Source organism: Citrobacter sp. Cc139, from assembly GCF_030334645.1.
Taxonomy (GTDB): Bacteria; Pseudomonadota; Gammaproteobacteria; order Enterobacterales; family Enterobacteriaceae; genus Citrobacter; species Citrobacter werkmanii.
On sequence record NZ_JAOWDM010000075.1, the window covers coordinates 39,808 to 61,256 of the forward strand.

At 54.9% G+C, this 21,449-nt stretch carries 20 protein-coding genes; 11 read left to right on the forward strand and 9 right to left on the reverse strand.

From position 1 onward, the window contains the following. Positions 1–67: 67 nt before the first annotated feature. Positions 68–1,162, forward strand: a complete 1,095-nt coding sequence (gene mnmH / locus OGV69_RS08465) for a tRNA 2-selenouridine(34) synthase MnmH (protein WP_069323987.1) — start codon at positions 68–70, stop codon at positions 1,160–1,162. Here the strand turns inward: mnmH and OGV69_RS08470 are convergent, their stop codons facing one another. From OGV69_RS08470 to ybbA, 6 genes are all read right to left on the reverse strand, one after another. Further along, positions 1,163–1,822, reverse strand: a complete 660-nt coding sequence (locus OGV69_RS08470) for a methionine ABC transporter permease (protein ID WP_003831085.1) — start codon at positions 1,820–1,822, stop codon at positions 1,163–1,165. Then, positions 1,815–2,831 (reverse strand): virulence-associated ABC transporter ATP-binding protein SfbB, encoded by a 1,017-nt coding sequence (gene sfbB, locus OGV69_RS08475; RefSeq protein WP_069323986.1) that lies wholly within the window; start codon positions 2,829–2,831, stop codon positions 1,815–1,817. The genes OGV69_RS08470 and sfbB overlap by 8 nt, the downstream gene beginning before the upstream one ends. A 63-nt stretch (positions 2,832–2,894) precedes the next feature. Next, positions 2,895–3,725, reverse strand: coding sequence for a MetQ/NlpA family ABC transporter substrate-binding protein (locus OGV69_RS08480; RefSeq protein ID WP_038638419.1), 831 nt, complete (start codon positions 3,723–3,725; stop codon positions 2,895–2,897). A gap of 245 nt (positions 3,726–3,970) precedes the next feature. After that, positions 3,971–5,104 carry a porin gene (locus tag OGV69_RS08485; RefSeq protein ID WP_069323985.1) on the reverse strand — a complete coding sequence of 378 codons (1,134 nt, stop codon included), beginning with the start codon at positions 5,102–5,104 and terminating at the stop codon, positions 3,971–3,973. 187 nt (positions 5,105–5,291) lie between these two features. Next, complete coding sequence (ybbP, locus tag OGV69_RS08490; RefSeq protein WP_069323984.1) at positions 5,292–7,706, reverse strand: putative ABC transporter permease subunit YbbP; 2,415 nt, start codon at positions 7,704–7,706, stop codon at positions 5,292–5,294. Then, a complete protein-coding gene (gene ybbA, locus OGV69_RS08495) occupies positions 7,703–8,389 on the reverse strand; it encodes a putative ABC transporter ATP-binding protein YbbA (RefSeq protein WP_038638411.1) in 687 nt (228 codons plus the stop codon). Before ybbA ends, ybbP begins: the two co-directional genes overlap by 4 nt. Between ybbA and tesA the strand changes: the two genes are divergently transcribed. From tesA to OGV69_RS08510, 3 genes are read left to right on the forward strand one after another with little or no spacing between them, the layout of a single operon-like run. Beyond that, complete coding sequence (gene tesA / locus OGV69_RS08500) at positions 8,360–8,983, forward strand: multifunctional acyl-CoA thioesterase I/protease I/lysophospholipase L1 (protein WP_032932667.1); 624 nt, start codon at positions 8,360–8,362, stop codon at positions 8,981–8,983. The two genes, ybbA and tesA, sit on opposite strands and share 30 nt — an antisense overlap. Before the next feature lie 28 nt (positions 8,984–9,011). Then, complete coding sequence (locus tag OGV69_RS08505) at positions 9,012–9,782, forward strand: SDR family oxidoreductase (RefSeq protein WP_069323983.1); 771 nt, start codon at positions 9,012–9,014, stop codon at positions 9,780–9,782. A 58-nt stretch (positions 9,783–9,840) separates the two neighbouring features. Next, complete coding sequence (locus OGV69_RS08510; RefSeq protein WP_069323982.1) at positions 9,841–10,695, forward strand: co-chaperone YbbN; 855 nt, start codon at positions 9,841–9,843, stop codon at positions 10,693–10,695. A 78-nt stretch (positions 10,696–10,773) separates the two neighbouring features. Here OGV69_RS08510 and fetB read toward each other — a convergent pair whose 3' ends face one another. Both fetB and fetA read right to left on the reverse strand, forming a co-directional pair. Next, complete coding sequence (fetB, locus tag OGV69_RS08515) at positions 10,774–11,553, reverse strand: iron efflux ABC transporter permease subunit FetB (protein ID WP_038638405.1); 780 nt, start codon at positions 11,551–11,553, stop codon at positions 10,774–10,776. Beyond that, positions 11,540–12,217 carry an iron efflux ABC transporter ATP-binding subunit FetA gene (gene fetA / locus OGV69_RS08520; protein ID WP_038638402.1) on the reverse strand — a complete coding sequence of 226 codons (678 nt, stop codon included), beginning with the start codon at positions 12,215–12,217 and terminating at the stop codon, positions 11,540–11,542. The genes fetB and fetA overlap by 14 nt, the downstream gene beginning before the upstream one ends. Positions 12,218–12,619: 402 nt before the next feature. Here fetA and OGV69_RS08525 point away from each other — a divergent pair, with 402 nt between their 5' ends. Genes OGV69_RS08525 through OGV69_RS08540 form a run of 4 tightly spaced genes read left to right on the forward strand, consistent with a single transcriptional unit; the run spans position 12,620 to position 16,843 of the window. Continuing rightward, complete coding sequence (locus tag OGV69_RS08525; protein ID WP_286469230.1) at positions 12,620–13,537, forward strand: SPFH domain-containing protein; 918 nt, start codon at positions 12,620–12,622, stop codon at positions 13,535–13,537. After that, a complete protein-coding gene (locus OGV69_RS08530) occupies positions 13,534–13,992 on the forward strand; it encodes an NfeD family protein (RefSeq protein ID WP_069323981.1) in 459 nt (152 codons plus the stop codon). The genes OGV69_RS08525 and OGV69_RS08530 overlap by 4 nt, the downstream gene beginning before the upstream one ends. Positions 13,993–14,012: 20 nt before the next feature. Next, a complete protein-coding gene (locus OGV69_RS08535; RefSeq protein ID WP_204563274.1) occupies positions 14,013–16,157 on the forward strand; it encodes a PA5441 family protein in 2,145 nt (714 codons plus the stop codon). Next, the gene (locus OGV69_RS08540) at positions 16,127–16,843 is read left to right on the forward strand and encodes a DUF3142 domain-containing protein (protein WP_069323979.1); all 717 of its coding nucleotides are present in this window, start codon (positions 16,127–16,129) and stop codon (positions 16,841–16,843) included. Before OGV69_RS08535 ends, OGV69_RS08540 begins: the two co-directional genes overlap by 31 nt. On the opposite strand, the gene cueR is transcribed toward OGV69_RS08540, so the two are convergent. Continuing rightward, positions 16,840–17,250, reverse strand: coding sequence for a Cu(I)-responsive transcriptional regulator (cueR, locus tag OGV69_RS08545; RefSeq protein ID WP_069323978.1), 411 nt, complete (start codon positions 17,248–17,250; stop codon positions 16,840–16,842). The two genes, OGV69_RS08540 and cueR, sit on opposite strands and share 4 nt — an antisense overlap. 109 nt (positions 17,251–17,359) lie before the next feature. On the opposite strand from cueR, the gene copA reads away from it, so the two are divergent. The 3 genes from copA (at position 17,360) to ybaK (ending at position 21,438) form a co-directional block, all read left to right on the forward strand. Next, positions 17,360–19,861, forward strand: a complete 2,502-nt coding sequence (gene copA / locus OGV69_RS08550) for a copper-exporting P-type ATPase CopA (protein WP_069323977.1) — start codon at positions 17,360–17,362, stop codon at positions 19,859–19,861. A gap of 100 nt (positions 19,862–19,961) precedes the next feature. After that, positions 19,962–20,756: a TraB/GumN family protein gene (locus OGV69_RS08555; protein ID WP_069323976.1), complete on the forward strand. Its 795-nt coding sequence runs from the start codon at positions 19,962–19,964 to the stop codon at positions 20,754–20,756. Between the two features lie 202 nt (positions 20,757–20,958). Next, positions 20,959–21,438 (forward strand): Cys-tRNA(Pro)/Cys-tRNA(Cys) deacylase YbaK, encoded by a 480-nt coding sequence (gene ybaK / locus OGV69_RS08560; protein WP_003831056.1) that lies wholly within the window; start codon positions 20,959–20,961, stop codon positions 21,436–21,438. Positions 21,439–21,449 lie beyond the last annotated feature (11 nt).

Consider the following 21,449-nt stretch of genomic DNA (forward strand, 5'->3'; position numbering starts at 1 on the left):
ATCAAGTCATCCTGCTCTTTGGCGCGTAAAATGATACGCAAGATGATTTGAGGTTTCGTTTTTTATTATGCAAGACACACAAACAGCACAGGACTATCGCGCGATTCTGCTCGCCGGTACGCCTATTATCGATGTACGCGCCCCCGTCGAATTTCAACAAGGCGCGATGCCGGGCGCAGTCAATCTCCCCTTAATGAACGATGACGAACGCGCCGCCGTCGGTACCTGTTATAAACGTCAGGGGCCTGAGGCTGCCCTGGAATTGGGCCATCAACTGGTCTCGGGTGAAACCCGCCAACAGCGCATGTACGCCTGGCAGAGTGCTTGTCGCCAGTATCCAAAAGGATATTTATGCTGCGCGCGCGGCGGTCAGCGTTCGCATATTGTGCAGCAGTGGCTGCACGAGTCCGGCATTGACTACCCGCTGATACAAGGTGGTTATAAGGCTCTGCGCCAGGCGGTCATACGGATAACGGAAGAATTGGTGCAAAAACCGATCGTCTTAATTGGCGGCTGTACCGGGAACGGTAAAACGCAACTGGTTCAACAGCAGCCGAACGGTGTGGATCTCGAAGGACTGGCGCACCATCGCGGTTCCTCGTTTGGACGTACCGTAGAGCCGCAGCTAAGCCAGGCGAGTTTTGAAAACCTGCTGGCAGTCGAAATGCTCAAAACGGACAGCCGACAGGATTTGCGCCAGTGGGTGCTGGAAGATGAAGGCCGGATGATCGGCGCTAACCATCTGCCCGAATGCCTGCGCGAGCGCATGACCGAGGCGTCCATTGCGGTGGTGGACGATCCTCTTGAGCTGCGTCTGGAGCGCCTGCGCGAGGAGTATTTCGTGCGCATGCACCACGATTTTACCCACGCTTATGGTGAGATCCAGGGCTGGCAGGAATACAGTGAGTATCTGCACCACGGTCTGTTTGCTATCCGCCGTCGTCTGGGGTTACAGCGCTTTGCCGAGCTGACCGCCCTGCTTGACGTGGCTCTGCACGAACAGCAGTCGACGGGCAGTACCGACGCCCACATGGGCTGGCTGGTGCCGTTGCTCAACGAGTATTACGACCCGATGTATCGCTATCAACTGGAAAAGAAAGCCGCGAAAATCGTCTTTCGCGGCACCTGGCAGGACGTGGCCGGATGGCTTAACGCACAGTAATTAATGCCTGTCGCGCTTATCCGCGCGTTTCGCCAGCCAGTCGCCCAGCACCTGCACGACCTGCACCAGAATAATCAGCGCGACAACGGTGACGATCATGACCTGGGTTTCATAGCGGTAATAACCAAAGCGAATCGCCAGGTCACCTACCCCACCGCCGCCGACAATCCCGGCCATCGCGGAGTAACCGATCAGGCTCACCAACGTGATCGTCAGTCCACGCAACAGTCCCGCGCTGGCCTCCGGCAACAACACGGTGCAGATGATGCGCATCGGGCTGGCGCCAAACGCTTCCGCCGCCTCAATAATGCCTTTATCCACTTCGCGTAGCGCGCTATCCACCAGCCGGGCATAAAAAGCAATCGCCGCCACGGAAAGCGGCACGGAGGCGGCAATCGGTCCGATGGTATTGCCGAGCAAAAACTGGGTGAGCGGTAGCAGCAGCACCAGCAGGATCACAAACGGTACCGAGCGGATAATATTTACCAGCACGGAGCTGAGCAGATACACAAAACGGTTCTGCCAGAATAAATGCCGATCGGTGACGAAAATTAGAAAACCGAGCGGCAAACCGCCAATAATCGCCAGCACCGTTGAGATGCTCAGCATCTGGAAGGTTTCATTAAACGCCAGCGTCAAATCAGGCAATAAATCATCCACGAATCACCTCCACTTGAGCAGTACGTTGACGAATATGTTCCACGGCGACATCCACCGCAGAAGGGTTATGCGGCGCGGTGAGTTGCACCACCAGAATCCCCAGCGCGCGTTCTCCGATATATTCAATTTTGCCGTGCAGAATGTTCACCGCCACGCCAAATTTAACCGCAACTTCTGACAGCACAGGCTGTTCCGCCGAATCGCCGATAAAAAGAATTTTCAGCAACTGGCCGGGCAGATGCTGGCGCAGACGCTCAGGTAGCGTCAGATTGAGAGTATGCGACACCAGTTGCTGGGTGAAGGCGTGCTGTGGGTGAGCAAAAACGTCAAACACCTCCCCGGACTCCACCACCTTGCCGCCTGACATCACCGCCACGCGATCGCAAATCGATTTGATCACGTTCATCTCGTGAGTGATCAGCACGATCGTGATCCCCAACTGTTGGTTGATCTGCTTAAGCAGCGCCAGAATCGTGGCCGAGGTTTCGAGATCTAACGCGGAAGTGGGTTCATCGCACAGCAACACATCCGGATGATTAGCAATCGCACGGGCAATACCTACGCGCTGCTTCTGACCACCGCTGAGCTGAACCGGAAAACGGTTCGCCTTATCAGACAGTCCGACCAGCGCCAGAATCTCGGTGACGCGTGGAGCAATCTTGCTGCGTTCCCACCCGGCAGCTTTCAGACTAAAGGCGACGTTTTGCGCCACGGTGCGGGTATGCATCAGATTAAAGTGCTGAAAAATCATGCCAATGCGCTGACGCGCTTTACGTAACTGAGCGCCTTCCAGCGCAGAAATTTCTACGCCGTTCACCTTCACGCTTCCCTTGCTCGGACGCGTTAAGGCGTTCAAGGTGCGCAGTAGCGTACTTTTCCCCGCGCCGCTGGTCCCGACAATACCAAATATCTCGCCCGCGCCAATATGCAAGCTGACGTCATCAACCGCCCGGGTTGAGGGTCCACGGCCTGCGGTAAAATCCACGCAAACCTTTTCTATCTCAATCATATCCACCTCAGAAATGCGAAAAGGGCAGTCGCCGCTGCCCCTGTTAACCCTTGCATGCAGCGATTATTGGGCTGCCGACATCCATTCCGGTTTCTGGAAAGCGCTGTAGATGTTTTGCGGATCGTCGATCACCGCGCGATACGCCGGAGACTTCACCGCTTCAACAATATCTTTCGCGAACGGTTTATCCGCATCTTCACTGCGTACCGCAATGATATTTTTCAGGTTTTCGTCCAGATGCTCTTGCTTGATGGCGCTGGAAAGATCCAGTTTTGCCGCCACGGCAAAGTTACCGTTGACCAGCGCGCCGGTCACACCGTCCAAAGTGCGTGGCAGTTGCGCCGCTTCCAAGGGTTTAAACACCAGCCCTTTCGGGTTGCTGGCGATATCACGCTCGGAGGCTTTCGTGGGATCGATATTGTCTTTGATGGTGATAAGGCCAATGGATTGCAGGAAACGCAGACCGCGGGCCAGGTTGGTCGGATCGTTGGACAGCGTGATCACATCCCCTTTTTTCAACTCATCCAGACTTTTGATTTTGTGCGAGTAAAACCCCATCCCGGCCGTCGGGACCACAATCAGCTTGCTCAGCTTCAGTCCTTTATCGGCGGTGAATTTGTCAAAATAGAGCGAGTGCTGGAACAGGTTGGCATCAATGCTGCCGTTGGAGAGCGCCATATTCGGCTGCACGTAGTCGCTGAATTCGCGCACCACCACCTTATAGCCTTTCTCTTTCAGCGTAGGGGCAATAGCCTGTTTCACCATATCGCCGTACGGTCCAGGCGCGACGCCAAACACGATGGTATGCGGGTCACTGTTCGCATGAGCAAATTGTAAGCCGCAGGCCAGTAACAGCGCCCCGGTCGCGACGCGTAAACTCTGACGCAATCCCATATTTTCTCCATTTTAACGTTGTGGTGTCATGTCTCACGCCGTTCATGCGGCGTTGTTCTCGTTGGCCTGATAACAGGCAGATTTCTAACATGACACAGATCACAACCCGCTGTCCTTGAAATTATTTCATGATGTTGCGAAGTATGTCGTTGAATGTGCAAGGAAGGTGCTTATGCGTTTTTCGGCAACGGAGAGTAAAAAACCGGATAACGCCCTGGCTACCCGGCTTTGGAAGGAAAATTGACTTAGAAGTCGTAACGCAGACGCACCAGGTTCATATCGCCCAGGTTGTCGGTGCTGGAGGTAAAGACGTGTTCGTAATCCACACGGAAACCGTAATCCAACTGGAAGCTGATACCCACACCGTTGTCGGTACGCAGATAGTTACGACCATTCACGTATTCGATACGATCGCCCATAAAGTACGGCTGAACAGATTTCAGCGCATACTGACCAATCGGGAAGGTATAACCCGCGAAGTATTCCAGACCCCAGGCATCACCGGCAAAGTAGTCGTTAACCGAAACTTTTTTGGTGGTCATGAAGTTTTGATACCAGCCGCCGCCCATTGAGAAGGTCCAGTTGTCCGGTTTCCAGCTCAGTGCGGTACCGACGATGTTTTGATCGTAGGTTTTGCTGGTGTCGCCACGCATTTCCGCACGGGTGTAGTTCCACGCCGTACCCCAGGTCAGGTCATCGGTGATGTGGTAATCCACACCCAACGAGCCGCCGCCTTTACGCTTGTAGCGCAGGCCGTTGTTCGGGTTGTAATCATCGCTGAACAGATAAGATGCGTAGAGATCAACATCCCCCACCGTTTTCTTATACTTCAACGATTTACGTGTACGATAGGAACCGTCATAGTCGCCATTGATACCGTTACCTGGCGCCTGACCGATCATATCGTAATCCCAGATATCCGTTTTCGCCCCGACCACATCATAGTAAATACTGTTCTGTTGGCCGAAGGTCAGCGTACCCCAGGTCGCGCTCTTCAGACCGGTGTACAGCATACGACGCGTGGTATCGTTGGCGCCGTCAGCGTAGTGATTATCCCAGTTGAACATGGCCGGGAAGTTAACGCCCAGCTCGTAGTAGCTCACCCAACTGATATCATCAAACAGATAGTAGTCTGCGGCGAAGCGGAAACGCGTCCCGCCGTCGAAGCCATTACGTTTGTAGCCATTCTTACCATCGTCACCGGCCATATTCTGGAACTGCGGACGAATACTCCCGCCGACGGTGAAGTTAAGACGGCTCAGCGGATCGCCCGCCTGCGGATCTTGTTTCAGGATCGTGATTTCCGCCTGGGAAGCGAAAGTCGTTAATGCCACTGCTGCGCCGATCGATACCGCCAGCGCCGTTTTTTTTATAGTCATTATTTGTACCTTGATAGATAGCCTGCCAATTATTAAGCATACAAATATTAACGTTTATTAATACACTCGTGTTGTTGGGTTTTTATTGTTCTGTGCTGTTAAATATCAAGGGGTTATCAATTTGTGCTACATAGATAAAAAAACGCACCGATTTAAAGAACCGGTGCGTAATCATCACTGGCAGGAATTAATTACTGAACTGACGGAACAGCGCTTTACCTTTAAGCAGTCGTGAACCGAGCCATCCGCCGCATAAAGAGAGGAGTAATGCACCACAAAGCGGCAACACAACCCACAGCCGCCAGTCTGGCTCCCACGGGAAGTCAAATACGCGGGTTTGCAATACAGCCAGCGCGGTTTCCGCACCGATGGCCGCCACCAGCCCGGCGACCATCCCGAGCATAGCGAACTCGCACCACAGCGTAGTACGCAGCAATTTCTTGCCTGCTCCCAGCGTGCGCCAGACCACCAGTTCCTGATGACGTTGACGCATCCCCACCTGAACCTGCGCCAACAGCAACAACATGCCGCAGGCGGTAACCAGCACCACCATCACTTCCAGCGCTCTACTTACCTGCTCCAGCACCTGGCCCACCTGTTTGAGGATGGCGCCAATATCCAGCAGGCTGATGGTCGGGAATTCGCGGTTAAGCTGCGTCAACATGCCATTGCCGTTCTCCCAACGAAAGCTGGTTAACCAGCTCTGGGGCTGATCGTCCAGCGCCCCGGAAGGGAAAATAAAGAAGAAGTTAGGCCGCAGGCTTTCCCAGTCCACTTTACGCAGGCTGCTGACCGTGGCGCTGAAATCCTGGGTATCGCCCATAAAGGTCACCCGATCGCCGAGCTTCACGTTTAGCCGCTTCGCCAGCCCTTCTTCCATCGACACTTCCCCCGCTTTCGGCGGCCAACTTCCGGCAGTTATCGGGTTATGATCCGGGCGGGTATCCTGCCAGGTCAGATTAAGTTCACGGTTAAGCGCCTCATCCTGATTTCCTTCGGTCGGCTTATCATTAATGGCTGTCAGACGCGCACGTACAATGGGATAGAACGATTCCGGGATCACCTGATGTTCCGACAGGAATGACTTCAGCGGTACAACCTGCTCACTGGCAATGTTAATCAAGAAATAATTTGGACTTTCCGGCGGCATTTGCTGCTGCCAGCGATCGAGCAGATCGCCGCGCAGCACCAGCAGCAGCGCCAGCAGCATAAAGGAAAGTGAAAATGCCGACAGTTGACTGAGCGTTGACCACGGCTGGCGCAACAGTCGACTGACCGCTAAACGCAACGGCAGCGAGGTGAGCGTCAGACCACGCAGCACGTTAAGCAGCATCCAACCGAGCACGCCGCACACCAGCGCCAGTACTACCGCACCGGCCAGCACAGCCCATAACAGCAGGCTTCCCCCCATCAGTCCAGCGAGCAGGACGACCACAACAACCAATACCACCGGCAAATAAAACTTCAGCGGCCAGACGTTTGCCACCACGTCACGGCGTAACACACGTAGCGGCTGCGTCGCCAGCAGTAGCCGATAAGGACGCAACCCTACCAACAGCGAAATTACCGTCATGGTGCCTAAGGCCCACAGCCACGGCCAGGGGCTGGCGGGCGGCAGATCGCCGGGCAGGACCGGCCTGAGTAACACCACCAGCGCGTGCTCAAATAACAGCCCGAAAAGCCCACCGGTCACGCCAGACAACGCCAGCACCATCAACCATTGACCAACAATCAGCCTACGCAGTTGCGCTCTGCCCGCGCCGAGGGTTTTCAGTATAGCCACCAGATCGTAACGGCTGCGGCAATAATGGCTCATCGCCACAGCAACCGCAGCGACCGCCAGCAGCAGCGTTAACAGCGCCGACAGCAGCAGAAACTGTTGTGAACGTTCAAGTGATTTCCCCAGCGCGCCTTCATCCTGCTCCAGCCCGTACCAGCGCTGTTCAGGCTTTAGCTGCGGCAACAGCCATTTTTCGTACGCGTCCAGTTGCTGCGGCGTTCCGCCAAATTTATAGCGCCATGTCACGCGGCTTCCCGGCTGGACCGCCGCCGTTTTTTCGACATCCGCCATGCTCATCATCAGGCGCGGCGCTATCTGGAACGGATTAAAACCGGAATCTGGCTCCTGCACCACCTCGCCGGCGATGCGCAGCGTGGCGTCTCCGACGTCAATGGAATCACCGATTTTTAGATTGAGCAGCGCCATCAGGCGTGGGGCCAGCAGCACCGAACCCGGCTGCGGTTTCAGCCCCGGCGGATTGGTCTGCAACGTGCCGTACATCGGATACACATCATCCACCGCTTTGACGTTCGCCAACTGCGGCGTGTCACGGGCAAAAGTCATGGTCGCGAAAGTCAGCTGCTCGCCGACTTTCAACCCCCGCTGCCGCGCCTCGTCAATCCACGCTTTCGGCACGGTACGTGAACTTTGCAGCGCGCGATCTCCCGCCATAAACTCGCGGCTTTGCTGGCTCAGCCCTTTTTCCATACGGTCGCTGATGTTGCCCAGCGCCAGTACGCAGGCTACCGCCAGGCTCAGCGCCAGCCAGACAATCAGTAATGAAGGCGAGCGCCATTCGCGCCAGAACCAACGGGCAATCATGCCTCCTCCTGCAACTGTCCATTCACCAGACGTAAGCGCCTGTCGCAACGCGCCGCCAGCTGCGGGTCATGCGTCACCAGAATCAGGGTGGTGCCGTGTTCCCGGTTCAGAGAAAACAACAGGTCGGCAATTTTGTCTCCGGTCTGGCGATCGAGGTTGCCCGTCGGCTCATCGGCAAACAGCACATCCGGACGCCCGTTAAAGGCCCGTGCCAGCGCCACGCGCTGCTGCTCCCCGCCGGAAAGCTGGGCCGGAAGATGATCCAGACGTTTTCCCAGCCCAAGTTGCTCGAGCAGCGTTTTTGCCCCGTCGCGGCTTTTTCCGCTGTTTTCACCACGCAACAGCGCGGGCAGTTCGACGTTTTCCAGTGCGTTCAGGGTCGGGATTAACATGAATGACTGGAAAACGAATCCCACATGTTTTGCCCGCAGCTGTGCCCGGGCTTCTTCATCCATGGTATGTAGCGCCTGCCCCACCAGACTCACTTCACCGCTGGAACCATCGTCCAGCCCGGCGAGGATCGCCAGCAGCGTGGATTTCCCCGATCCCGACTCGCCAATCAGCGCAATGGTCTCGGCGCGTTTGACAACCAGTTCAACTCCGGTAAGGATGGATAGCTCATGATCACCCTGACCGACGGATTTCTTAAGATGATGAACTTCAACAATGTTTTCCGCTGGCATTGGCCTTTCCTGTTCCTGGTCCTGTTAACTTTCCGCGCCGCCGCTGCGGACACGTTATTAATTCTGGGTGACAGCCTGAGCGCCGGATACCGTATGTCCGCCAGCGCCGCATGGCCTGCGCTACTTAATGATAAATGGCAAACCAAAACGCCGGTGGTGAATGCCAGCATTAGCGGCGACACCTCGCAGCAGGGCCTGGCCCGTCTGCCTGCATTACTCAAGCAGCACCAGCCGCGTTGGGTACTGGTCGAACTTGGCGGCAACGATGGCCTGCGCGGCTTTGCGCCTGCGCAAACCGAGCAAACCCTGCGCACGATCCTGCAGGACGTGAAAGCGGCAAATGCCGAACCGCTATTGATGCAAATTCGTCTGCCGGCAAACTACGGTCGCCGTTATAATGAAACCTTTAGCGCGATTTATCCAAAGCTCGCCAAAGAGTTTGATATCCCTCTGCTGCCCTTTTTTATGGAAGAGGTTTATCTGAAACCCCAGTGGATGCAGGATGATGGTATTCACCCTAATCGTGACGCCCAGCCGTTTATTGCCGACTGGATGGCGCAACATCTCACTCCTCTAGTTAATCACGACTCGTAATTCAACGGAGATCCTGACAGGTAAAGTTATGCAAAAATCGGTCTTAATAACAGGATGTTCCAGCGGAATCGGCCTGGAAAGCGCACTTGAGCTAAAGCGCCAGGGTTTTCAAATTCTGGCCGGCTGCCGCAAACCTGACGATGTCGCGCGTATGAACAGCATGGGATTCACCGGCGTATTGCTGGATCTGGATTCACCCGAAAGCGTGGATCGCGCCGCCGATGAGGTGATCGCCCTGACCGATAATCGTTTATATGGGATCTTTAACAACGCCGGATACGGCGTCTACGGCCCACTGCCCACGATTAGCCGCGAGCAGATGGAGCAGCAGTTTTCCGCCAACTTCTTTGGCGCGCATCAGCTTACCATGCGCCTGTTGCCCGCCATGCTACCTCACGGCGAAGGACGCATCGTGATGACCTCCTCGGTAATGGGATTGATCTCCACACCGGGACGTGGCGCCTATGCCGCCAGTAAATATGCGCTGGAAGCCTGGTCCGACGCGCTGCGTATGGAGCTGCGTCACAGTGGGATTAAGGTCAGCCTGATTGAACCGGGCCCCATCCGCACCCGTTTTACCGAAAACGTCAACCAGACACAAAGCGATGCCCCCGTGGAAAATCCCGGCATTGCCGCGCGGTTTACGCTGGGACCACAAGCGGTTGTCGCCAAAGTGCGTCACGCGTTCGAAAGCGACAAACCGAAGCTACGTTATCCGGTTACGCTGGTGACCTGGGCCGTTATGCTGCTTAAACGCCTGCTGCCAGGCCGCATAATGGACAAAATTTTACAGGGTTGAGTTGAAGCTCGCGCGTCAGCCCCCATGTAACAAGAAATCGACAAAAGAGAGTAACTCCATGTCCACACAGAATATTGTTAATATTAATGAATCGAACCTGCAGCAGACCCTTGAACAGTCGATGACCACGCCGGTCCTGTTCTATTTTTGGTCTGAGCGCAGCCAGCATTGCCTGCAATTAACGCCGGTGCTGGAGAGCCTTGCCGCCCAGTATAATGGTCAGTTTATTCTCGCTAAGCTCGACTGCGACGCGGAACAGATGATCGCCTCCCAGTTTGGACTGCGCGCGATCCCAACGGTTTATCTGTTCCAGAACGGTCAGCCGGTAGATGGCTTCCAGGGTCCGCAGCCAGAAGAGGTTATTCGCGCGCTGCTGGAGAAAGTGCTGCCGAGCGAAGAAGAGCTGAAAGCACGCCAGGCTATCGAGTTTATCGAAGCCGGTAATCACGCGGATGCGCTGCCGCTGCTGAAAGAAGCCTGGCAAATCTCCAACCAGAGCAGCGAAATCGGCCTGCTGCTGGCGGAAACGCAAATCGCCCTCAATCGTTCTGACGATGCCGAAGCGGTGCTGAAAACGATTCCGTTACAAGATCAGGATACCCGTTATCAGGGACTGATGGCACAGATTGAACTGCTGAAGCAGGCGGCGGATACGCCGGAAATCCAACAGTTGCAGCAACAGGTTGCCAGCAACCCGCAGGATGCCGCGCTGGCCACGCAATTGGCCATTCAACTCCATCAGGTCGGACGTAACGAAGAATCGCTGGAATTGCTGTTCAGCCACCTGAAGAAAGATCTTACCGCTGCCGACGGTCAGGCGCGTAAGACCTTCCAGGAGATCCTTGCCGCGCTGGGAACCGGCGATGCGCTGGCCTCGAAATACCGCCGCCAGTTGTACGCGCTGCTGTACTAATCCGTTTGATTTTGCCCGATGGCGCTTGCGCCTATCGGGCCTGGAAATTCGACAAATACCGCGCCCTCCGGCATCACATCACGTCTTCTTCAAATGCGTTACGACTAATTGGTGGCGTGAATTATAGAACTTCCGATAGGTCAGGTAGCAGGCAATAATGGTTGACAGGCTGGCGGTCGAAAGCAGCATAAACGTCACCATAATCTGATACTTAATCGCTTTTACCGGGTCAATACCGGCAAAAATCAACCCAGACATCATCCCCGGTAAACTCACCAACCCCACGGTTTTGGCGGAATCGATCGTCGGGATCAGCGAGGCGCGAATGCTGTCGCGAATCAGCGGCGCGGAAGCAACCTTCGGCGTCGCGCCGAGGCTGAGCTTTTCCTGGATTTGCTGCTGTTCACTGTTAAACCTCTGCCCCAGATTGTTGTAACACAGCCCCACCGCTACCATCGCATTGCCTGCAATCATCCCGGAAATTGGGATCACCTGCATCGGCGTGAACTCGATAGAGCCGGACAACACCAGTACCGACAGCGTCAACCCCGCCCCAACCGTAATGGCAATAAACGACGAGAGAAAAGCGTTATCAATATATTTACTGCGTTTTTGCGCGTTATAGGCGGCGTTAAAACAGATAAACAGCACCATTAATAAGGTCAGAATGCTGTGATTGACGCCGAAAATATATTTCAGCACATAGCCGACGATAATAAGCTGAACCACCGCCCGGCAAACGCTCCAGAGAATATCTTTTTCCAGCGCCAGCTTTTCTTTGTTACTGATCAGTATGGCGACCACCACCAGCATCATCGCTAACGCCAGTGATTCATTGGTAATATTATGCTCGTTCATTGCTGACTTCCTGCATTTCTCCGGCGTGCGGTTGAAGAGTTATGACATTATCCGCGTGATTAATCTCATCTTTATCGTGCGTCACCCACAGCACGGCAATTTTCTTGTCGCGAACATAGTGGTGAATTAATTCATTCACGTTACGTTTGTTGGACTCATCCAGCGCGCTGGTGATTTCATCAAGCAGCAGGATTTTAGGCAGAAACTGCAAATTACGAATTAACGAGACGCGCTGTTTTTCCCCGCCAGACAGTTCATTGATCCCTTTTTTGAGGATACTCTCGGGCAACTCAAAACGGGCCAGGTCTTCAAGAAACACATCCGTTTCCGGGCGTTTATCGCGAATTTGCCAGGGAAAAATGAGGTTGTCGTAGACGGTGTCACCAAACAAAGCGGGCGTTTGCGCGCAATAAGAGACCTGCTGGCGATAAGCTTCAGGCTTTAGCGTTGATATCTCCTTGCCCTCAAAAAGGATTTCACCGGAACTCGGGCTAATTAACGACGCCACTATCTTCAGTAACGTACTTTTACCGCAGCCGGACTGGCCGGTAATCAGCTTAAATTCTCCGGCATCGAGATTAAAACAGATGTTATTGAGAACCTGCGTCGCCCCTGCCTGCCATGCGACATTTTTCAACTGAAGCAAAATGCTGCTTTCTTCCATTATCGATCCTTTTTTCCTCTTTCGTGCAGACAGTCTATACCCAAAATAATTCGAGTTGCATGAAGGCGGCAAGTGAATGACAAATTCGTCAGGAACGAATTTGAACAGCCAAAGGCTGGCCTTCGGTGAGGGACATGGATGTCCCTCATTAATCTCCAGGAGCATAGCTAACTCTGTGACTGGAGTGAACGACAAATCTGCCGGGAGCAGATTTGAACGCTGCTTACAGCGGCCCCGCAGGGGCGAGGCCCAAGGATGGGCCGAATAACGTAGCTAACGCACATGCAGCTTGAAGTATGAAGGGTATATTCCTGTAATTTATTATAGGGGAGCCACCTTGATTAATCGGGTATAATTTGACTAATGAAGCAGTAAAGGACAGCACAACAGGAGGTTTCATCAATGCTCATTTTTATTCCTATTCTTATTTTTGTCGCGCTGGTCATCGTCGGCGCAGGCGTCAAAATCGTCCCACAGGGATACCAGTGGACGGTGGAGCGTTTCGGACGTTATACCAAAACTCTGCAACCTGGGTTAAGCCTTGTTGTGCCGTTCATGGATCGTATTGGTCGTAAGATCAACATGATGGAGCAGGTGCTTGATATCCCCTCTCAGGAAGTCATCTCCAAAGATAACGCCAACGTCTCGATTGATGCTGTGTGCTTTATTCAGGTGATCGACGCGCCGAAAGCGGCATATGAAGTCAGTAACCTCGAACTGGCAATCATCAACCTGACCATGACCAACATTCGTACCGTTCTCGGCTCGATGGAGCTTGATGAAATGCTCTCCCAGCGTGACAACATCAACACTCGCCTGCTGCATATTGTTGATGAGGCCACCAATCCCTGGGGCATCAAAATCACCCGTATTGAGATTCGTGACGTGCGCCCACCGGCGGAACTGATTGACGCCATGAACGCGCAGATGAAAGCCGAACGTACCAAGCGCGCCTACATTCTGGAAGCCGAAGGTATCCGCCAGGCGGAAATCGTCAAGGCGGAGGGTGAGAAGCAGTCAAAAATCCTGATAGCGGAAGGTGAACGTCAGTCCGCGTTTTTACAGGCTGAAGCGCGTGAACGTTCCGCGGAAGCAGAAGCCCGCGCAACGCAGATGGTTTCTGAAGCCATTGCCGCCGGGGATATCCAGGCCGTGAACTACTTCGTGGCGCAGAAATATACCGAAGCGTTGCAGCATATCGGTTCGTCGAATAACAGCAAAGTGGTGATGATGCCGCTGGATGCCAGCAGCCTGATGGGTTCCATTGCCTGGATCGCGGAACTGGTTAAGGACAGCGCTAGCGAGCGGAAAAAATCATGATAGCGATGATTCTGGTACATCCGCACATCTTCTGGCTTAGCCTCGGCGGTCTGTTGCTCGCCGCCGAGATGCTGGGCGGCAACGGTTATTTGCTATGGAGCGGCGTGGCAGCGGTGCTAACCGGACTGGTAGTTTGGCTCGTCCCGCTCGACTGGGCGTGGCAGGGAGCGATGTTTGCTGTACTCACGCTGCTGGCGGCCTGGCTGTGGTGGAAGTGGCTGGCAAAACGCGTGAAAGAGCAGAAACCAACCGACAGCCATCTTAACCAGCGCGGTCAGCAGTTGGTTGGCCGTCGATTTATTCTGGAAAGCGCCCTGGTCAATGGTCGCGGACATATGCGCGTCGGCGACAGTTCGTGGCCCGTCAGCGCCCGCGACGATTTGAGCGCGGGAACGCAGGTTGAAGTCATTGCCGTTGAGGGAATTACCCTGATTATCAAAGCGGTACCACACTAAAATAGACAGGAATTCAGACTATGATCAGGAAGACGCCTCTCGCCGTTGCCCTTTGTTCTTTGCTGGCTGGCGCGCCTCAGGCATTCGCCTCCTTCGATATGGAAGACTGCAAATGGAGCGACGACAGCTGCCTGCTGAAAGGAACGCCGACCTTTAACCCGGAAAACGACAGCCGCGACAACCTGCTGCGACTGCTGAGCCAGGAAAAAGCTTTTGCTCTGCCCGTGCAGTCGATGCCTGAAGATATCACCCGCTCCCGCGATTTCTATTTTGCGTATCACCCGCAGTGGGATGAAACAGCCCCGCAGCCAGCCTCTGCCCCGGCATCCGCTGAAGATAGCCCCCTCTCCCGACAGATGGCCGAGCTGAACATTAATGCGGATGAAGCCAACCTCAACGACGCTGAGCATGAGAACCGTCATGTTTCGAATAATACCGAGAGCGTCAGCCAGTATTTTGCCGCACTGCTGGCCGATGCCGCGTTAACAGCAGAGCAACGCCAGGCCTTAGCGCAAGCGCGTATGGGGCTGTTCTCCGACGCGACCCGCGAACAGATTGAGTCATCTCTCGCCACTCTCCCGACGGATTCGCCGGCTCAACACTACAAAAGTTACCTCGCGGCAGCCGCCAGTTTCTATGCGGGTGATTATGCCAGCGCCGAACGGGATTTCACTCAGCTCGCTAAAAGCGATCGCCCGTGGCTGGCGGAGACCGCGCAATACATGCTGATGCGTACGGCGTTGAACAAGAGCAGTCAGAACAGCGTGGGCGAATATGGCGATTTTGATATCGCTAAAATTAACCGCGAGGACGCCTCTCAGGCTCAGACGCTGGCGCAAGCCTATTTGCAACGCTTTCCGCAGGGGCAATACGCCGATTCCACGCGCGGTATGCTGCGTCGTATTAACTGGTATTTACAGGCGTGGCCGCAACTGGCCGGGTTGTATGAGCAGACGCTCCAGCAGGCGGCTGACGCGCAGCAGCTGCGTAAAATCGTCATCGAATACGATAATGTCTACGGCATGGTGTTCTACGAGCAATCCGTGCTGGAAGCCTTCCCCGATGCGCCGCGAGTCAGCTACATCGAACTGTTACGCGCGCTGCGTCTGAATAGCGATAACAAACCCACGCTGACCCAGGCGCAACTCGACGCCAGCAAGCCGGTGTTTGAACAGAGCCAAAAACTGCCGCTGTGGCGCGATCTGCAACTGAATCTGTGGCTGGCGACGGGCAACTATGCGGCGATTATCCAGGCGGTCGCGCCAGCGCAAAAACTGGCACCGCGCGATACGCTGGCCTTCAGCGAGCAGGTGCTGTACGGCGAAGCGCTGATGGGCCAGAAGAATTGGGCCGCGGCGCGTGATTTCTGGCCGCAGTTGCTGACTCTCAGCCAGGACAACGAACAGCGGCAGTATGTACAGGCTAAGCTCGCCGCCACGCTGGTTTATAGCGGTGACGTAGCGGCAATCTTCGCCCCGGAAAGCGCGGTGACCAACCTGCGCTTTCGCTCGCAGGTGCTGAAAACGCAGGCCACACTGGAACAACTGCGCCAGCAGGCCGTCCATGGGCCCAATAACGAAGAGCGTACCATCGCCCTGCATACGCTGCTGGTACGGGATCTTACCGAGAATCGTTTTGGCGACTGGTTAAACGATAAAAAGCTTGTCAGCGACATCACGCCGCCGGTCATTGACGAGGCGTTTAACGACGTCAACCTGAGCACTTTTGACTGGAACGGCGATGCGGCTCAGGCCGGTTACACCTGCCGCAGCCTCAATGAAACGGTAACGGTCCTGAGCAAAAAAGCGGATGATGCCCACGCGCTGAACTGTTTAGGTGAATTTTTCCGTACCACGCAAACGCATGTTGATCTGTGGAAAAACAGCACCGGCAACGATGTGCTTGAAGCCGCAATTTCTCGTAAGGAGCCGTTTGGCCAGTTCGACAGGCAAAGCTACTATCAGCAGATAATCACCTCACCCACCGCGGAAGTCGAAGATAAGAGCTTCGCACTGTATCGCGCCATCATGTGCTATGCGCCATCTGGCTCTAACGAATGTGGCGGTGAAGACGTGGATAAACTGCAGCGTAAGGGCTGGTTCACCCAACTGAAAACGCAGTATCCGGGAAGCCCGTGGGCGCAAAAACTCAAATATTACTGGTAACCGCGCTACTGGTGGGCCAGGCACAGGCGGCGGATATCGTCGCCGCGCGTGACCATCCGGCCTTCTGGCTGTGGTCCGGAGTGAAAGCCAGTGACGAGCTGAAAAACGCGCAAACGGTCTATCTGCATCAGGGTGAGGTGCTGGTTCGGTCGGGTAACGTGGTTTTCCAGCGCCTGGGACTGCCGGTCAGTCGACTGACTTTTCCCTCAATCTGGCTGACGGTCCGCTTTACCACGCTCGACGTACCGGAGGTGATTCCTGCCCGTATCATACGGCTGATGCAACGCTGGCAGAACGCTGGTAATCACGTCATCGGCCTGCAGGTTGATTTTGACGCGGCGACCCACCAGCTAACCGATTACGCCCGTTTTCTACAGCAGCTACGCCAACAGCTACCGGCCGAGTTTGCGCTTGGCGTGACCGGACTACTGGATTGGGCCAAAACGGGCGACGTCGCCACATTGAACGCGCTGGCGGTTGATGAACTGGTAGTGCAGAGCTATCAGGGACGGCGCACGGTGCCGAATTACCAGGCGTATCTGCCCGCGCTCAGCCGCCTGCGCATTCCATTTAAGCTGGGACTGGTGCAAAACGGTAGCCGGGATCTGCAGGCTGAAGCGCAGCTGGAGAAATCCCCGTGGTACCGCGGTACGGTGGTGTTTATGCTTAATCCCCCTCGCCGTTAAACCTTCGCTTTGTGATGACAGCAGCCAGAAAGATTATCCATGATCGGGCATTCGGCGCTGTCATCACCAGGGCAACTCTCCGCCAGCGCCAGTAAATGCAGGCGCATGGCCTGTAGCTCGCTGATATGCCGCTCGATGTCCGCGACTTTTTCTAATGTGCGTTTTTTTACGTCCGCGCTGTGACGCGCCGGATCGTTAAACAGGTTTACCAGCTCGCCGCACTCTTCCAGGTTAAAACCAACCTGCCGCGCCTGGCGCAGCAGCGTCAGTTCATTCAGATGCTGTTGGTTGTATGTGCGATAGCCATTTTCGCTACGCAGCGGCGGCGTCACTAACCCTTTTTCTTCATAAAAGCGTATCGCTTTGCTGGTTAAACCGGTTTTTTTAGCAACATCGGATATATTCATCTCTTCTCCCTTGACCTTCCCCTTGATGGAAGGTTTAACCTTTATAACAGTTAGTCAAAACGATTGCCAAGGTCAATAAGTAACCGACCATTCATAGAGGAAATTAGTTATGTCTCAAACAATCGATCTAACCCTGGACGGCCTGTCCTGCGGTCACTGCGTAAAACGCGTTAAAGAGAGTCTGGAGCAACGCCCGGACGTTGAGCAAGCGGATGTCACTGTGACTGAAGCGCACATCACCGGGAGCGCCAGTGCACAAGCGCTGATTGAAACCATCAAACAAGCCGGTTACGGCGCGGAGTTAAGCCACCCAAAGGCTAAACCGCTGACGGAGTCATCAATCCCGTCGGAAGCACTGGCAGCGGTCCCTTCCGAGCTTCCGGCAGCTACGGCTGATGATGACAGCCAACAGTTGCTGTTAAACGGCATGAGCTGCGCCAGTTGTGTGACCCGCGTACAAAATGCTCTGCAAAGCGTACCCGGCGTCACCCAGGCACGGGTAAACCTGGCGGAACGTACTGCGCTGGTAATGGGCAGTGCGTCCGCCGCAGATTTAGTGCAGGCGGTGGAAAAAGCGGGCTACGGCGCTGAAGCTATAGAAGATGACGCGAAGCGCCGCGAGCGCCAGCAGGAAACCGCAGTTGCGACCATGAAACGTTTTCGCTGGCAGGCAGCCGTCGCGCTGCTGCTGGGTATACCGGTCATGGTGTGGGGAATGATTGGCGATAACATGATGGTGAGTGACGACAACCGCAGCCTGTGGCTGGCGATTGGTCTGGCAACGCTTGCCGTGATGGTTTTCGCTGGCGGTCACTTTTACCGCAATGCGTGGAAAAGCCTGATGAATGGCACCGCGACCATGGATACGCTGGTGGCGCTGGGTACGGGGGTGGCATGGCTCTATTCCATGAGCGTCAACCTCTGGCCGCAGTGGTTTCCGATGGAAGCGCGACACCTTTATTATGAAGCCAGTGCGATGATTATCGGTCTGATTAACCTCGGACATATGCTGGAAGCGCGGGCTCGCCAACGCTCCTCCAAAGCGCTGGAAAAACTGCTCGATCTGACACCGCCAACCGCACGCGTCGTCACCGATGAAGGTGAAAAGAGTGTGCCGCTGGCTGACGTTCAGGCGGGAATGTTGCTGCGCCTGACCACCGGCGACCGGGTTCCGGTCGATGGCGAAATCACTCAGGGCGAAGCCTGGCTGGATGAAGCCATGCTGACCGGGGAGCCGATCCCGCAACAAAAAGGCGAAGGCGATAGCGTCCACGCCGGTACGGTCGTACAGGACGGCAGCGTGCTATTCCGCGCCAGCGCCGTAGGCAGCCATACCACGCTGTCGCGCATTATTCGCATGGTGCGCCAGGCGCAAAGCAGTAAACCGGAGATTGGCAAACTGGCTGACCGCATCTCCTCGGTATTCGTTCCTGTGGTGGTCGTTATTGCGCTGGTTAGCGCAGCTATCTGGTATTTCTTCGGACCGGCGCCACAAATTGTCTATACGCTGGTGATTGCCACCACCGTTCTGATTATTGCCTGCCCTTGTGCACTGGGCCTGGCGACGCCAATGTCGATTATTTCCGGTGTTGGGCGCGCCGCTGAGTTTGGGGTACTGGTACGCGATGCCGATGCGCTGCAGCGCGCCAGTACGCTCGATACCATTGTGTTTGATAAAACCGGGACGCTGACTGAAGGTAAGCCACAGGTTGTCGCCATCAAAACGTTTGGCAATACCGATGAAGCGCTGGCGATTCGCCTGGCTGCGGCCCTTGAACAGGGTTCCAGTCACCCGCTGGCCAGGGCGATTCTGGACAAAGCCGGTGATGTCACGTTGCCGCAGGTCAACGGGTTCCGTACGCTACGCGGTTTGGGCGTCAGTGGCGAAACGGAAGGTCACATGCTGCTGCTGGGAAACCAGGCGCTGCTCAATGAACAGCAGGTAGATACCACTGAAATGGAAGCTGAGATTACCGCTCAAGCCTCCCAAGGGACAACGCCGGTACTGCTGGCGATTGACGGTAAAGCGGCGGCGCTTTTAGCGGTGCGCGATCCACTGCGTAGCGACAGCGTGGCGGCGCTCCAGCGTCTGCATCGCGCCGGGTATCGTCTGGTGATGCTCACCGGTGATAACCCAACGACCGCCAACGCCATTGCCAAAGAGGCAGGTATTGATGAGGTGATTGCGGGCGTTCTGCCGGACGGCAAAGCCGAGGCGATTAAGCGTCTGCAAAGCCAGGGACGTCAGGTTGCCATGGTCGGTGACGGTATCAACGATGCGCCTGCGCTGGCGCAGGCCGATGTAGGGATTGCCATGGGTGGCGGCAGCGATGTGGCGATTGAAACCGCCGCGATTACGCTGATGCGTCATAGCCTGATGGGCGTTGCGGATGCGCTGTCTATCTCACGGGCAACGCTGCGCAACATGAAGCAGAATCTGCTCGGCGCGTTTATCTATAATAGCATCGGTATCCCCGTTGCTGCCGGGATCCTGTGGCCGTTCACCGGAACGCTGCTCAACCCGGTGGTTGCCGGCGCAGCGATGGCGCTCTCCTCCATTACCGTGGTAAGCAACGCTAACCGTCTGCTACGCTTCAAACCGAAAGAGTAAGCCTTTGCCGGATGGCGCTATCAACCGCGCTATCCGGCAATTCACGCGTTGCACCTTCCCGGACCACGCGCTAGCATGGAAGTCCACTTAGGGAGGTCGTATGGATTTGTTATACCGGGTAAAAACATTATGGTCTGCACTGCGCGGCAACCACTATACCTGGCCCGCCATTGATATCTCTTTACCCGGCAACCGCCATTTTCATCTGATTGGCAGTATTCACATGGGTAGCCGTGATATGGCGCCTCTGCCTGCCAAATTACTCAAAAAGCTCAATCGTGCTGATGCGCTGATTGTCGAAGCCGATGTTTCCGGCGATGACGCGCCATTTGCTAATCTTCCGACCTTTGCCGCCCTGGAAGAACGCATCAGTGAAGAACAATTAGATAATCTGCGTAAAGTCACCAGTGAATTGGGCATTTCCCCTTCCCTGTTATCGACACAACCTTTATGGCAAATAGCCATGGTATTACAGGCGACGCAGGCACAACAGTTGGGGTTGCGGGCGGAATACGGGATTGATTACCAACTGCTGAAAGCGGCAAAACAGGCTCACAAACCGGTGATCGAGCTGGAAGGTTCATCCAGTCAAATCGAGCTGCTATGCCAGTTACCCGATAATGGCCAGGCTCTTCTGGATGATACCCTGACGCACTGGCATACCAACGCCAGGTTGTTGCAACAAATGATGGGCTGGTGGCTTAAAACGCCGCCGCGCGATAGCGAATTGACGCTTCCTAATACTTTCAGCCAGTCGTTATATGACGTATTGATGCATCAGCGCAATGTCGCCTGGCGCGATCGACTCAGGGCGATGCCAGCCGGCCATTATGTGGTGGCCGTAGGCGCACTGCATCTGTACGGAGAAGGTAATTTGCCGGAGATGTTACGGTAAAAAAAATGGCCAATATTTCTATTGGCCCGTCAAAGAGGAATTTCATCATTATTATGATCCCGGTGCTTAAAGCATCGGTGTAGGTCGATTGTCGCTCAAAGTCATCATCCTGCCAATACTATTGCGCAAGATGGTACTATTTTTTAGACCACCATCAGGCGTATGCTTGTCTCGTATTTTGTCTGGGCCAGGAAAAATTGCTATGACACCCGCCGTTAAATTACTCGAAAAAAACAAAATTTCTTTCCAGATCCACACCTACGATCACGATCCGTCCGAAACAAACTTTGGTGACGAAGTAGTACGCAAGTTAGGTCTGAATGCAGACCAGGTTTACAAAACGCTGCTGGTTGCCGTAAATGGCGATATGAAGCATCTGGCCGTTGCCGTCACGCCAGTGGCGGGTCAATTGGATCTTAAAAAAGTCGCCAAAGCGTTAGGGGCCAAAAAGGTCGATATGGCCGATCCAATGGTTGCGCAGCGAACAACGGGGTATCTGGTAGGCGGTATCAGCCCGCTGGGACAGAAAAAAAGATTGCCGACACTCATCGACGCCCCAGCCCAAACGTTTGACACCATTTATGTCTCCGGTGGCAAACGCGGGCTGGATATCGAACTCGCTGCCGGCGATCTGGCGAAAATTCTGGATGCGAAATTCGCCGACATCGCCCGCCGGGATTAAGCGATTGTAGA

Bases quoted from the DNA above. Each gene is read 5' to 3' on its own strand.
- mnmH (WP_069323987.1), top strand. From the start codon at position 68: ATGCAAGACACACAAACAGCACAGGACTATCGCGCGATTCTGCTCGCC.
- sfbB (WP_069323986.1), bottom strand. From the start codon at position 2,831: ATGATTGAGATAGAAAAGGTTTGCGTGGATTTTACCGCAGGCCGTGGA.
- OGV69_RS08480 (WP_038638419.1), bottom strand. From the start codon at position 3,725: ATGGGATTGCGTCAGAGTTTACGCGTCGCGACCGGGGCGCTGTTACTG.
- OGV69_RS08485 (WP_069323985.1), bottom strand. From the start codon at position 5,104: ATGACTATAAAAAAAACGGCGCTGGCGGTATCGATCGGCGCAGCAGTG.
- ybbP (WP_069323984.1), bottom strand. From the start codon at position 7,706: ATGATTGCCCGTTGGTTCTGGCGCGAATGGCGCTCGCCTTCATTACTG.
- tesA (WP_032932667.1), top strand. From the start codon at position 8,360: ATGAACTTCAACAATGTTTTCCGCTGGCATTGGCCTTTCCTGTTCCTG.
- ybbA (WP_038638411.1), bottom strand. From the start codon at position 8,389: ATGCCAGCGGAAAACATTGTTGAAGTTCATCATCTTAAGAAATCCGTC.
- OGV69_RS08505 (WP_069323983.1), top strand. From the start codon at position 9,012: ATGCAAAAATCGGTCTTAATAACAGGATGTTCCAGCGGAATCGGCCTG.
- OGV69_RS08510 (WP_069323982.1), top strand. From the start codon at position 9,841: ATGTCCACACAGAATATTGTTAATATTAATGAATCGAACCTGCAGCAG.
- fetB (WP_038638405.1), bottom strand. From the start codon at position 11,553: ATGAACGAGCATAATATTACCAATGAATCACTGGCGTTAGCGATGATG.
- fetA (WP_038638402.1), bottom strand. From the start codon at position 12,217: ATGGAAGAAAGCAGCATTTTGCTTCAGTTGAAAAATGTCGCATGGCAG.
- OGV69_RS08525 (WP_286469230.1), top strand. From the start codon at position 12,620: ATGCTCATTTTTATTCCTATTCTTATTTTTGTCGCGCTGGTCATCGTC.
- OGV69_RS08530 (WP_069323981.1), top strand. From the start codon at position 13,534: ATGATAGCGATGATTCTGGTACATCCGCACATCTTCTGGCTTAGCCTC.
- OGV69_RS08535 (WP_204563274.1), top strand. From the start codon at position 14,013: ATGATCAGGAAGACGCCTCTCGCCGTTGCCCTTTGTTCTTTGCTGGCT.
- cueR (WP_069323978.1), bottom strand. From the start codon at position 17,250: ATGAATATATCCGATGTTGCTAAAAAAACCGGTTTAACCAGCAAAGCG.
- copA (WP_069323977.1), top strand. From the start codon at position 17,360: ATGTCTCAAACAATCGATCTAACCCTGGACGGCCTGTCCTGCGGTCAC.
- OGV69_RS08555 (WP_069323976.1), top strand. From the start codon at position 19,962: ATGGATTTGTTATACCGGGTAAAAACATTATGGTCTGCACTGCGCGGC.
- ybaK (WP_003831056.1), top strand. From the start codon at position 20,959: ATGACACCCGCCGTTAAATTACTCGAAAAAAACAAAATTTCTTTCCAG.